The sequence below is a fragment of the Paenibacillus xylanexedens genome, assembly GCF_001908275.1.
Taxonomy (GTDB): domain Bacteria; phylum Bacillota; class Bacilli; order Paenibacillales; family Paenibacillaceae; genus Paenibacillus; species Paenibacillus xylanexedens_A.
In genome coordinates, this window is the sequence record NZ_CP018620.1 from 3,074,559 (window position 1) to 3,086,749 (window position 12,191).

A 12,191-nucleotide genomic window follows, 5' to 3' on the forward strand; every position below is an offset into this window, starting at 1 on the left:
AACTTCATTCAATCGTCACATACTCAAGTGTTGCGACGAACCGTGAATCCATCTTTGCAACGATTAGGGGCGCCAGGGATCGAGACGATACGCCGTCCTTGGATCATGATTCCTTTTTGAGAGGTACAAAAAGCAGGAGAGCGTCCATTCAGGCGGCACGTATTGAAGGTTACGGGGGTAAGCCGTGCCATGGAGGCGATGGAGCTTCCTACAGTGGGGGCTTCAACAATCCATTCCGCAGAGGACTGCGGACCCGAATAATACTGGATGGTGCGGAAGGTCCAGCCTAGTGTTAGATTAGAAAGAGTGATGCACCAGGTTTTGCGCGTTAATTTGGCGATGACTGCTCGAATACGATGACCAGGGGAAACAGGATGTGGAATGATGGTCTCTGCGTCAGGAAGGATCTCCCACCAGGCATAATAACTGGGCTTGCCATGAATCCAGTCGTGACCTGTTCCGGTCTGAATGAGACTACTGTTCTCGAAGCCATCAATTCCAATCCAAGCAGATGAATATGAGTTTCGTGTACTAGGTAGAACATAGGGGACAGTCCATTCCGCTGAGATGCGGCGGTATTGGTTCTGTGTTCCTGTACGAGCATAGCCGCTCCAATTGGAGGAGATCCATCCAAAGCGAGGAGAGGAAACTTTCTTTTTCTGATGCAGGGCACAGGGTTTTCGCCGTTTGTGTGGACGATCTGTCATCAGGTCACCACCTTCGATAAAATAGGGACTAGATTATCAGATGCGTCTTCAGGAGTCGGGGGAAGGGACAATTGGACAAGAAAATAAGTCGAAAGATGCGGGTTTTTGAATGTTTTTAAATTATTTTGAATGAAAGTGGTTGTTTTTTGAGGAGTTTATGATACTATAGAAGCAGTTGGAGGAATGAAGATGCTGACTGAAGAACGATATGCTGCAATTATAGAGCGCTTACATTTACAGGGAATTGTGAAATTGCAAGAGCTTGTTGATGTGTTAGGTGCTTCTGAATCAACGATTAGACGTGACTTGATCGATCTGGAGAGTCGTCAGATGCTCAAACGCATCCATGGCGGTGCCGCCCTGGTGAATGAAAAAACGCTGGAACCGGGCATGGAAGAAAAAACGTTCAAAAACATTCAACAGAAAACAACGATTGCCCGTTTGGCTGCACAGGAGATCGAAAATGGCGAATGCATTTATCTGGATGCAGGAACGACAACGTTAGCCATGATTCCTTTTATTGAAGCTAAAGACGTAACGGTTGTTACCAACGGACTTTCACATGTTGAAGCTTTGGTAAGCAAGCGTATTCGCAGTTATTTGCTCGGAGGTATGATGAAAATTCATACGAAAGCAGTCATTGGCAGTATCGCATTACAGAACATGGATAATTTCCGTTTTGATAAATGTTTTCTTGGAAGCAACGGAGTTGATCCCGAAATGGGGTATACAACACCGGATCCGGAGGAAGCCTTGATTAAAAGGCGTGCACATCAATTGTCGGGAAAATCTTATGTGCTGGCTGATTCCAGCAAAATAGGGGAAATTACTTTTGCCAAATTGTTTGATTTGGAGGAGGCCGATTTGATTACCGAGCAGATGCCAGAACATTGGCGGCCTGGAATCGCCCAGAAAACTAAAATAATTGAGGGATAACGATGATATATACGATAACACTTAACCCGTCCATTGATTACATCGTGGAAGTGGATGAGCTGAAGCTTGGCGGATTGAATCGAATGAATCGGGATTTGAAGCTCCCTGGAGGCAAGGGCATTAATGTCTCTCGCATACTGAATCAACTTGGAGCAGATAACACGGCCATTGGTTTCCTTGGTGGATTCACAGGACGTTTCATTAATGACAAGTTGCAAGAAGATAACATCCGGACAGACTTTGTCACAATTGCAGACGATACTCGCATTAACATCAAGCTGAAGCATGGAGAAGAGACAGAGATTAATGGTCTTGGACCTGCAATAAGTGCAGAAGAGGCAGAACAGCTGCTTCACAAATTGTCTTCATTGCACAAAGGAGATATTGTCATTCTCTCCGGAAGCGTACCGCCTTCACTTGGAACGGATTTTTATGATCGTCTCATTAAAGTCTGCAAGCATACGGGTGCCGAATTTGTAATTGATACAACGGGCCCTGCGTTAATGGAAGCTCTTGAACATGCACCATTGCTGGTGAAGCCAAATCATCATGAACTGGCTGAACTGTTCGGTGTAACGATTGATACTCGCGAGGAACTGGTGTTATACGGGCGTAAGTTGCTGGAAGCCGGTGCTAAACATGTGTTGATCTCCATGGCAGGAGAGGGTGCACTATTCATTACCAAGGCGGAAGTTCATCATGCAAATGTGCCAAAAGGCACTGTGAAAAACTCGGTTGGTGCCGGTGACTCCATGATTGGCGGATTCGTAGGTACCTATGTACAGAGCGGAGATTTGCTGGAAGCTTTCCGCACAGGGGTTGCATCTGGAAGCGCGACTGCGTTCTCGGATGACCTGGCAACACGTGAACTGATTGATGAATTGCGCAATCAAGTAACCATTACGACGATCTAGTCTAACGGTCATATAAAAGGTTTTCATTGTAATTGTATTGTAGTGAGGCCTGCCTATGCAGGCCGACTGAACTTAAGGGAGTGTACCAAGATGAGAATAACAGACTTGATGATCCAGGAAACGATGATCATGGACCTGCAAGCCACAACCAAAGATGAGGCTATTGATGAACTAATTGCAAGTCTGAACCGAAGCGGACGAATTAATGATCCGGTCCTGTTCAAGGAAATGATCTATAAAAGAGAAGCTGAATCCAGCACGGGTATCGGTGGCGGAATTGCAATGCCACATGCCAAAACAACAGCGGTGAACGAACCAACGGTTGTATTTGCCAAGAGTAGAAAAGGGCTTGATTTTGAAGCGTTGGATGATCAGCCAGCTCATGTGTTCTTCATGATTGCGGCTCCAGAAGGCGCAGGTAATACCCATCTGCGTACGCTTGCAGCTCTTTCCAGGTTGTTGATTGATAGCGATTTCATCTCACAATTGATGAGTACAGATACACCTGCGGAAGTTAGTGCATTGTTTGATGCCAAACAGGCGGAAGCAGCGGAGAAGGAAGCAGCGAAAGAAAAAGCAAAAGCTGAAAAAGAAGCAAATGCCGCATCCACTTCTACTAGTGGTCAGCAACAAAACACTTCTGGTGTGATTGTAGGTAATGCCAATTCGGAAGATTTTGTTGTTGCGGTGACAGCCTGTCCAACAGGGATAGCGCATACGTTTATGGCTGAAGATGCACTTAAAAAGAAAGCTCAGGAAATGGGCATCAATATTCGCGTAGAGACGAACGGTTCCGAAGGAGCACAGAATGTCCTTACGGCTGATGAGATCGCTCGTGCTAAAGGGGTTATCGTTGCCGCAGACAAAAATGTAGAGATGGCACGTTTCGATGGCAAACCGGTATTGCAAAGACCGGTGAGTGATGGAATCCGTAAACCCGAAGAGCTGATTCGCAAAGCTGTTAACGGCGATGCACCGATCTATCGCAGCCAAGGCGGAAATGCCAAGGAAGAGGGAGCAAGCGCTGGTAAAATCAGTGTAGGTAGCAAAATCTATAAAGATCTGATGAATGGTATCTCACATATGCTGCCATTTGTTGTAGGTGGCGGTATCCTGCTTGCAATCTCCTTCTTGTTTGAGCAGATTGCTAGTCCTGAAAATCCGATTGTACAGCTGCTTCAAACGATTGGTGGCGGAACAGGTGCATTCCACTTCCTGATTCCCGTACTTGCCGGATTTATCGCGATGAGTATTGGTGATCGCCCAGCCCTGATGCCTGGTATGGTCGGTGGATTGATGGCGGTTAACTCAAACGCCGGTTTCCTTGGTGGTTTGGCTGCCGGTTTCCTGGCGGGTTATGTAGTTATTGGTCTTCGTAAGTTGTTCAAAGGATTGCCAAAAGCAATTGATGGCTTGAAACCAATCTTGCTGTATCCGGTATTTGGTTTGCTGATCGTGGGTGCCATCAGTTTCTATGTCTTTGATCCAATCTTTGGTTCCCTGAACACATGGCTTGTAGATGCGCTTGGTAATCTGGGAACAGGTAATGCGGTATTGCTGGGCTTGCTGCTTGGTGGTATGATGTCCATCGATATGGGTGGACCGTTCAACAAAGCGGCTTACACGTTCGCTATCGGCGTATTCACATCCAGTGGTAACACAGACGGTGCATGGATGGCAGCGGTTATGGCAGGTGGTATGGTGCCTCCTCTGGCGATTGCACTTGCAACAACGTTCTTCAAATCCAAATTTACAGAGCAAGAACGCAAATCAGGCCTGACTAACTATGTACTTGGATTCTCGTTCATTACAGAAGGTGCAATTCCATTTGCTGCGGCTGATCCATTGCGTGTATTAACTTCTTGTATTCTGGGTTCCGCTGTTGCTGGCGGATTGACACAACTGTGGCACATTAATGTACCAGCTCCGCATGGCGGGATCTTTGTTGCAGCACTGGCGAACCACGCAGTATTGTTCCTGCTCGCTGTTGCGATTGGTTCTGTGATCTCCGGTCTGATTCTGGGACTGTGGAAGAAGTCACCAACGCTCGTGAAGTAACAAATATAAGTAACATCTCCTGGGTGAAATTCACTTGGGGGATGTTTTTTTATTTGAGTTTTTTCGTCGCGTAGTGGAAAGTTGCCTCCGGATTTGTGTAAAATGCTTATTTAGCTTTTACATTCATATGTGGTAAAATAAATATAATTATATTTTGAAACTATGTTTCGTCTAATGAAACTTGTGCAGGAGGAATTGGAATGTCTGATGTAATCAAAAGTCAGGTGCAGAAGCAGTTTGCGGAAAATGCAGGAAAATACGTGACGAGTGCGGGGCATGCCAAAGGTGAGGATCTCGCGTTGCTCGTGGCTTCATCTCAAGCCACTCCGGATATGAACGTGCTGGATATCGCCACTGGGGGAGGGCATGTTGCAAATGCTCTGGCTCCACTTGTTCAGCGGGTGACGGCTCTCGATCTAACGGAGGAAATGCTTCAGGCAGCTGAAGCATTTATCCAGGGGAATGGTTACGGTAATGTAGATTTTGTAGCCGGGGATGCAGAGAAGCTGCCATTTGATGATGATGTCTTTGACCTTGTGACCTGCCGAATCGCTGCTCACCATTTTCCGGACGTTTCTTCGTTTGTTCATGAGGCATTACGAGTGATGAAGCCCGGTGGAAGGTTGTTATTCATTGACAACGTGGCACCTGAACGTGATGAGAATGACCAGTTTTACAATGAAGTGGAGAAGTGCCGAGATGCCAGCCATGTTCGAGCATGGCGCAAGACGGAATGGATTCATATGCTGGAGTATGCCGGCTTCCGAATGGAAACGATGGTTTCCTTCCAGAAGCGCTTTAAGTTTGAAGAGTGGTGTAACCGTGCAGCACTGCCGGAACAGGAGAAAGGGGAACTTGAAGCAAGCATGTTGAGTGCACCGTCCATCATCAGAAAATTTTTTAATTTTGAAGTAACAACGAACGGAAAGCTCGACAGCTTCGAAGGAGAAAGTGTGTATATCCAAGCGATTAAACCCACTTATGCCTGATTAGGTGTCGATAAAATAAAACAAGCAGAGTACCTTGAACAGGTAGATCTGCTTGTTTTATTTTGCATATTTATATTCAAAGCGACAGTTCAGGGTTTTAGTATAACTTTGGTACATTCGTCTTCATGATCGTTGAAAATGCGGTATGCATCGCTTGCATTCTCCAGTGAAATTCGATGGGAAATGATCTCGGTTGGATCAAATTCACCAGCAGTGATTTTGCGGAATAATTCAGGCATGTAATGTATAACAGGAGCTTGTCCCATTTTGAGGTTGATATTGCGTTCAAACAGATTACCTAACGGGAACATGTTGTAGGAAGAGCCATATACACCCGTAAGTTGAAGAGTACCGAATTTGCGAATGGCCTTCATGCCGATTTCGATCGCGCTCAGTGAACCGCCATGAAGTTTCAGTTTCTGTCCGATTTCTTCCAGCATGTTCTTTTTACCATCCATACCTACACAGTCGATAACAACGTCGGTCCCGCCTTGTGTAATCTCACGAATGTGCTCACCCATATCATCGTAATCTTCGAAATTAAAGATCTCTGCATCGTTCAAACGTTTGGCTTTCTCCAGTCGATAGGGCAGACGATCCACGGCAATAACGCGTTTGGCACCTTTCATCCAGGCGAACTTCTGCGTCATCAGCCCAATGGGTCCACTACCGAGTACAGTGACCGTATCTCCCGGTTTAACTCCGGCATTCTCCACGCTCCAATATGCGGTTGGAAGAACATCGGACAGGAATAATAAAGCCTCATCTTCCAGTTCACAGGATTCAGGAATCACAAACGGAGTGAAGTTCCCGTAGGGAACACGCAATAATTCTGCCTGACCTCCGGGGTGGTTTCCGTAACGTTCGGTGAATCCGAAATATCCACCTGTATGAATATCCGGATTGCCATTGGAATTATCGCACTGGCTCTCCATGTCATGATTGCAATAGAAGCATTCACCACAAGCGATGTTAAAAGGCAGGACCACACGGTCCCCCTTCTTCACACGTGTCACTTCTGGACCTACTTCTTCTACAATGCCCATCGGTTCATGACCGATAACGTAATCTTTGGCAGCAGGCAAGGCTCCCTGATAAATATGCAGATCCGATCCACATATAGCTGTGGAAGTAATACGAACGATAATGTCATCCTTCTGTTGCAGTTTGGGATCTTCAACCTCTTTGACTTGAATGTCCTTGATTCCCTGAAACGTAACGGCTCTCATCTTTCATATTCCTCCTTATATAGTGGGATTCTCTGACAATTACCCCATTTCAGCTTAAATGATAGATATACATACTAAATTAAACGACAGGCCATTTTACTTTACGCAAGGCATCGAGCAACTCAGGCGGCGCATTCAGATTGTCACGGACCAGATCCTGCGGAGTTAACGCCATCCACTGATTCAGCGATACATCCTCGAATCGATCACTTCGGAATATTTCCAAAAACCATAAAGTGTCTGTACCGGTATTCTGTATATAGTGTCCCATTGCAACAGTAACATATCCGACATCTCCAGCCCGATAGTCAAATGTGCGAGCAATGCCATTGCCTCCAAAGACAGTCATTCTCCCTTGTCCTGTCAGATAGTATTGCCATTCATCTGCATTGGGATGCCAGTGCAGTTCACGCATGGCGCCAGGTCGGATCTCAACGAGTGCGGCTGCAACGGTAGTTGAGATGGGGAAGTTGGTGGAGTCGACAATCCGGACGCTTCCGCCCGGTGTAATGAGTGGTTCCTGGGCCAGCAATCGGTGTTTGAATGTGAGAGGAACGGTGCCATATGGGGATTGAACTTCCTGGCTCTCGATGGAACCCGGGACGGTATCTTGGAAAATGTACACCTGTTCCTTCGGCATTGACTGAAAAGCGGATTCGGGCACGCCGAAATTGACAGACAATACCTCTGGTGGGGTATGGGCAAACCAATCGGATATGGATAACGTATTCAGATCGGAGAAGGACCCGTCATCAAACACAAGCAGAAATTCACAACCATCCTCCAGTCCCTGAATGGAATGGGGTAGACCTTTGGGGAAAAACCAGAGATCGCCAGGCCCCACATCCGCAATAAAATTACGTCCGTTCTGATCTACCGAAGTGATTCTTGCCGTTCCCCAGATCATATAGGCCCACTCGGATTGTTGATGCCAGTGCAATTCCCTTACACCTCCCGGTGTCAGGCTCATATTCACACCAGCCAGTTCAGTGGCAATAGGGAGATCCCGTACGGTGATTTCACGTGACCAACCCCCATGGTTCAATTGCATATGTGTATCGGAAAAAGACATTCTCAGATTGGGCAATAACCCGTTATCGGTTGCCGGAGGCACCAGCATATCGGGGTTTTGTATATCTCTCATGACGTCTCTGGGTCCCAGATCAGGTCCTCCAGCGCCATCACTGCGAATGGGTTGCGGGATGATAAACGGCTTTTCGTTTGGTTGCTGTCCTTTGGTCATTACGTAATCCCTCCAGATTCAATAACATGTCACACGCGACATTGTCTCGTTATGTTTACACCTATGAATCAGGGCCTGGATAATATGAGGGACAAACGACAAAAAAAGACGTGACCGCATGTGGTCACGTCTTAATACGTATGTGAGAAAGTTGAACAATCCATGAATCCGATTATCGAATCAAATGAAGGTAGAATTCCAGATCGGATTGCAGATGCTCTTTCATCAGTCGTTCGGCAGTCTGCCCGTCATCCATCATGGTTAAGATGGGGTGATTGTGGTCTTTCCAGACTGCGTTGTACGAAAACGCTGCTCGTAGATCTCGTTTACCCGCTTTAAAACAGCAGGGCCTTGCTCTGTGAAACGAAGCGCTGTCGCTTTATTTTTTACCAGAAATGTACCTGATTCGTGTCCGGTTGGGGATAAGGCCGCATTGTAGAGCAGCGAAGCGCCATGGCTTGGATGAGGAAAGAACCATTTCATGATAGGTTTGATATAGAAGGGCAGGCCGGATGTTTTGTTGCCCCTTAGCGTGTTATTTCCACCGGGATCTACGCTTAGTAATTGTATGCCATCCGCACTGGCAGACTTGGCAACCTCGCGTGTCCATAGGGATAAGCCGAGCTTGGAGGTGGCATAAGGACCAAACAGCTTTTTGAATTCGGCTGGACGTTCCAGGATGTTCAGATCAAATTGTCTGACCATATTGAACGAGGTGGTGGAAGTATTAATAACTGTTTTCATCTGTCCTTTAAGCAATAGCTCAACTAATTCCATGTAGATGATGTAAGGGACTACCGTCTGAAGTTCAAAGTGTAGTTCATGCCCCTGATCAGAGAAACGAAGCTCCGAAGCGCTGCCCCCCGCATTGTTAAACAAAACATCAATTGAATCAGTACCGGATTTAATCTGATCTAGTGCAGTTCTCAGACTGTCGTAGTTGGTCAGATTAGCCTGAACCCAACGGAGCTGGCCTGTACGTAAGGCGTTCTGAATATCGGTATCCTCGGATGGGAAAGCAGAACGGTTGAGACCGATTACCTGCCATCCTTCAGCCAGTAACTTGCGTGTCAGTTCAAGACCAATTCCTGACGTTGACCCTGTGATGAGAGCGGTGCGAAGCTGATTTTGTATGTTCATATATACCTCCAGATAGAATGGGATTACAGAACGAATCTGTATGCTGCGCTCATTCTATAACTTGGAGTCGACTCCAAGTCAAGGGGTGTTGGGATGGAACGGATCATGCTTGACTTGGAGTCAGCTCCAAGTTGTAATATGGAGAGAAATGAATGTGGAGGAGGCCCATATGATGAGTGAGAATGAAGTATTCTCCATTAAAGAAACGTCAGAACAGGCCGGATTATCAGAAGATACAATTCGTTATTATGAGAAGATTGGGCTGCTTCCCCGAGCTGAACGCAAACCAAATCGCCATCGGGTATATCGCTTGGAGGATATCCATACGATGAAGTTGATCACTTGTCTGAAAAAAACAGGAATGTCTCTGGAGGAAATGAAGCCTTATTTACAAATGTCCATGGATTCCGATCTCGCCGATTTCCCGGATGAACGGGAGATGCTGGTGAATCACCGGAAGAAAGTTGAAGCACAGATTGCTTCGCTACAGCAGGTGGTTGATTTTATCGACGAGAAGTTGGAGAAACGAAGTATGTATCCTGATGAATGTCCTATTACCGGGGAGAACCAGATGTCTGTTTTTGAAAAACAGAACCTATTCTCTTGATGGCGCTGCTGCCTATTTGAATCCGAGAACCCACGTCATGATGACGCGGGTCTTTTTGCTGTTTCTAGTATTTAATATCGAGTGTATGACGAAGTCGTTTGATATTGCTTTTGGGAGGGAGACCATACATGCGGGCATACTCCCGGCTGAATTGAGACGGACTTTCATAGCCAACCTGGAACGCAGCGTCGGCGGCATCGGTTGAACCTGCGAGCAGCATTCGCCGGGCTTCATGCAATCGAATTTGTTTCTGGAATTGCAAAGGGCTCATGGCGGTAATGGCTTTGAAATGATGATGTAATGAGGAAGAACTCATGTTGATCATGGCAGCAAGTTGTTCAATCCGAAGTGGCTTAGCATAATCAGATTGGATGACTTCGATCACCTCGGCGATTGCTCAAAGTATCTTGTTCGCACTAGCCAGCCAGCAGAGGTGGACGTAAATGAGATTGTAGTGAGACGGACAGCAAGCATGGCTTAAGTTCGGATCCTCTTTTGGTATATAATAGATTCAATTGACACGAAAAGAGGAATAGTGCAGTGACATTACAACAACTAAAATATGTGATCGAAGTTGCCACGCGCGGTTCCATGAATGAAGCAGCCAAAAGGTTGTTTATCTCACAACCCAGCCTTTCGAATGCCATTCGGGATCTGGAGCAGGAGTTGCGAATTACTATTTTTGAACGTACCAATAAGGGAATATCTCTGTCTAAAGAAGGCGTTGAGTTTCTGAGTTATGCACGTCAGGTGGTAGAACAAGCTGAACTACTGGAGAATCGTTATCTGAACGCCAAGCCATCCCCGCAGCACTTCTCTGTATCGACGCAGCATTATGCGTTTGCAGTGAATGCCTTTGTTCGTCTGGTACAGCAGTATGGTCAGGATGAATACGAGTTGGCGCTTCGGGAGACAAAGACCTACGAGATTATTCAGGACGTGAAAAGCCTGCGCAGTGAAATTGGCATCCTGTATTTGAATGAGTTCAATGCCAAGGTAATAAACAAATTGTTAAAAGATGCAGGTTTGGTTTTCACGAGTTTGTTCATAGCCAAGCCCCATATCTTTATCAGTGTGAAGAACCCGCTGGCGAAGCAGGAGTCGGTTGCAATCGAGCAACTGCAGGATTATCCGTACTTGTCATTTGACCAGGGAGAGTATAATTCCTTTCATTTTTCAGAAGAGATCCTGAGTACGTTATCTCACCCCAAAAGCATACAGGTCAATGACCGTGCAACATTGTTTAACCTGTTGATTGGTCTGAATGGTTATACGATCTCTACGGGCGTACTTAGCGCTGATCTGAACGGAAACGAGATTATTCCTGTACCGCTGGAATGTGAGGAAACCATTAATGTGGGCTGGATAAGCCACAAGAGTACATCTCTCTCCAATCTGGGCGTAGCATATGTCCAGGCTCTGCATGAGGCTATAGGGTCTTAGTGGTGTTGTATGGTTCATCAAAAGGCCGTTTCCGAATGATCGGAACGGTTTTTTTGTTATACTACGATCTTTCAAGTATAGGGTGGTATGTTGTCATCCCGTGTAATAGAATGAAGGTATATGTCGAATAGGTGTGAAAGCACGAAGGGAGAACGGTTAGTGAGAGTTCTGTATCGAAATAAAAGTGAACAGCATGAGCTGACGGTATATGATACCAAAAAGCTTTATGGAGAGAAGGGGCGATTTCGTGTATTAGAGTTCTCCAACGCAGCTGTGCAGGGCGCAATGGATCTGGATGAGCCTGCCCGGATGGTGTTGGAGTATCCAAGAGCGATGGTACATCTAATGGAACAGAATGATCCTGCATTTGATAAGGTATTTGTGGTAGGACATGGTATTGGCACATTGCCCACCTACTTGTCTGATCGTCAGGTAAAGGTGGCTGAACTGGATGCAGAGGTCGCGGAGTTGAGCCAGACCTTTTTTGGATATGAGGGAAGTCCTGTGCTCATTGGGGATGGTCGTGAATTATTAGGCCAGGAACCCGCTGCGACATATGATTATATTATTATTGATGCCTTTACGGCAACGGGTACACCCGAGCAGTTTATATCCAGTGATTTTTTTGCCATGGTCAAGGACAAGCTGGACTCGGATGGAGCTGTGCTCCTTAATGTGTTCGGGAGTGCTGGCAACGACCGGCTTGTAAGTGCCATTTACACAACACTTCAGACACAGTTTGCTTATACACGTGCATTCGCATTACCTACAGAAACAGCGGATGAAGTTCAAAATCGCATTTTAATGGGTAGTCATCACCCGATCGAATTTCAGGTTCGTAACATGGCAGGGTTTGTTGAACAAGAGCCAGAAGAAGGATATATCATTGTCGATTAGGGCGATCCTGAACAGTGATTCTTCCAGG

The 12,191-nt window shown here is 46.2% G+C and carries 11 protein-coding genes and 1 pseudogene; 7 read left to right on the forward strand and 5 right to left on the reverse strand.

Annotated elements, in window-relative coordinates; translation table 11 throughout:
- Positions 1-23 precede the first annotated feature (23 nt).
- Complete coding sequence (locus tag BS614_RS13755) at positions 24-707, reverse strand: G1 family glutamic endopeptidase (RefSeq protein ID WP_074094410.1); 684 nt, start codon at positions 705-707, stop codon at positions 24-26.
- Positions 708-896: 189 nt separating this feature from the next.
- On the opposite strand from BS614_RS13755, the gene BS614_RS13760 reads away from it, so the two are divergent.
- The 4 genes from BS614_RS13760 (at position 897) to BS614_RS13775 (ending at position 5,604) form a co-directional block, all read left to right on the forward strand.
- Positions 897-1,643: a DeoR/GlpR family DNA-binding transcription regulator gene (locus tag BS614_RS13760; RefSeq protein WP_017689448.1), complete on the forward strand. Its 747-nt coding sequence runs from the start codon at positions 897-899 to the stop codon at positions 1,641-1,643.
- Between the two features lie 2 nt (positions 1,644-1,645).
- Positions 1,646-2,557: a 1-phosphofructokinase gene (pfkB, locus tag BS614_RS13765; protein WP_074094411.1), complete on the forward strand. Its 912-nt coding sequence runs from the start codon at positions 1,646-1,648 to the stop codon at positions 2,555-2,557.
- A 90-nt stretch (positions 2,558-2,647) separates the two neighbouring features.
- Positions 2,648-4,615 (forward strand): PTS fructose transporter subunit IIABC, encoded by a 1,968-nt coding sequence (locus tag BS614_RS13770; protein ID WP_074094412.1) that lies wholly within the window; start codon positions 2,648-2,650, stop codon positions 4,613-4,615.
- A gap of 200 nt (positions 4,616-4,815) precedes the next feature.
- Complete coding sequence (locus tag BS614_RS13775; RefSeq protein WP_074094413.1) at positions 4,816-5,604, forward strand: class I SAM-dependent methyltransferase; 789 nt, start codon at positions 4,816-4,818, stop codon at positions 5,602-5,604.
- A gap of 89 nt (positions 5,605-5,693) precedes the next feature.
- Here the strand turns inward: BS614_RS13775 and BS614_RS13780 are convergent, their stop codons facing one another.
- From BS614_RS13780 to BS614_RS13790, 3 genes are all read right to left on the reverse strand, one after another.
- Positions 5,694-6,833 carry a zinc-dependent alcohol dehydrogenase gene (locus BS614_RS13780; protein WP_074094414.1) on the reverse strand — a complete coding sequence of 380 codons (1,140 nt, stop codon included), beginning with the start codon at positions 6,831-6,833 and terminating at the stop codon, positions 5,694-5,696.
- 79 nt (positions 6,834-6,912) lie between these two features.
- Complete coding sequence (locus BS614_RS13785) at positions 6,913-8,076, reverse strand: oxalate decarboxylase family bicupin (protein WP_074094415.1); 1,164 nt, start codon at positions 8,074-8,076, stop codon at positions 6,913-6,915.
- Positions 8,077-8,337: 261 nt separating this feature from the next.
- On the reverse strand, positions 8,338-9,216 hold the full coding sequence (locus tag BS614_RS13790; protein ID WP_074094416.1) for an SDR family NAD(P)-dependent oxidoreductase: 879 nt from the start codon (positions 9,214-9,216) through the stop codon (positions 8,338-8,340).
- A 169-nt stretch (positions 9,217-9,385) separates the two neighbouring features.
- Here BS614_RS13790 and BS614_RS13795 point away from each other — a divergent pair, with 169 nt between their 5' ends.
- The gene (locus BS614_RS13795; RefSeq protein ID WP_074094417.1) at positions 9,386-9,823 is read left to right on the forward strand and encodes a MerR family transcriptional regulator; all 438 of its coding nucleotides are present in this window, start codon (positions 9,386-9,388) and stop codon (positions 9,821-9,823) included.
- A gap of 64 nt (positions 9,824-9,887) precedes the next feature.
- Here the strand turns inward: BS614_RS13795 and BS614_RS13800 are convergent.
- A pseudogene (locus tag BS614_RS13800) lies at positions 9,888-10,217 on the reverse strand (helix-turn-helix transcriptional regulator); the annotation flags it as partial.
- Positions 10,218-10,363: 146 nt separating this feature from the next.
- Between BS614_RS13800 and BS614_RS13805 the strand changes: the two are divergent.
- Together BS614_RS13805 and BS614_RS13810 are read left to right on the forward strand one after the other, a co-directional pair.
- A complete protein-coding gene (locus BS614_RS13805; protein WP_074094418.1) occupies positions 10,364-11,266 on the forward strand; it encodes a LysR family transcriptional regulator in 903 nt (300 codons plus the stop codon).
- Positions 11,267-11,425: 159 nt separating this feature from the next.
- Positions 11,426-12,163 (forward strand): spermidine synthase, encoded by a 738-nt coding sequence (locus tag BS614_RS13810; protein ID WP_074094419.1) that lies wholly within the window; start codon positions 11,426-11,428, stop codon positions 12,161-12,163.
- The last annotated feature ends 28 nt before the right edge of the window (positions 12,164-12,191 follow it).